The 488-nt window shown below is 63.7% G+C and carries 1 protein-coding gene; it reads left to right on the top strand.

Annotated elements, in window-relative coordinates:
* On the top strand, positions 1–457 hold a 457-nt coding region (locus HX846_RS32905), incomplete at its 5' end, for an ADP-ribosylglycohydrolase family protein (protein ID WP_178967019.1).
* Positions 458–488 lie beyond the last annotated feature (31 nt).

Below are 488 nucleotides of genomic sequence, written 5' to 3'. Positions count from 1 at the left end.
TTCCGCCGGGATCAACGGCGTCGATCTGGGCGAAGCGCTGAACATCGGCACGCAGATCGCCCAGCAGGCGGAAAACCACGGCCACTGGATTGCCGGCGGGCGCATCGCCACCCGCATCAGTTGGGCGCGCACCTTGAGTGTCGACAGCGGCGACAAGGCGCTGTTTACCGACCTGCTTTACGAATTGATCGGCACCTCCGTTGCGTCCCAGGAATCGGTGGTGGTGTCGTTTGCCCTCGCGCAGCAAGTCGCGGTGGGTGAAATGAACGCCATCGAAGCCCTGTGCATGGCCGCCAGCCTCGGCGGCGACACCGACACCATCGCCGCGATTCTCGGCGCGATGCTCGGTGCGTGCCTGGGGATGCAGTGCTGGCCTGAGGCGATGATCGAACAGGTCAAGCAGGTTAACCAACTGGACCTGGAACCCTTGGTCCAAGGCCTGCTCGAGCTGCGCTGAGCACCGCAGATCGAAAAATGTGGGAGCTGGC

Origin of the sequence: Pseudomonas sp. K5002 (genome assembly GCF_013386655.1) — a bacterium.
In the GTDB taxonomy this organism is placed as follows: Bacteria; Pseudomonadota; Gammaproteobacteria; order Pseudomonadales; family Pseudomonadaceae; genus Aquipseudomonas.
This window is presented reverse-complemented; position numbering and strand designations above follow the sequence as displayed.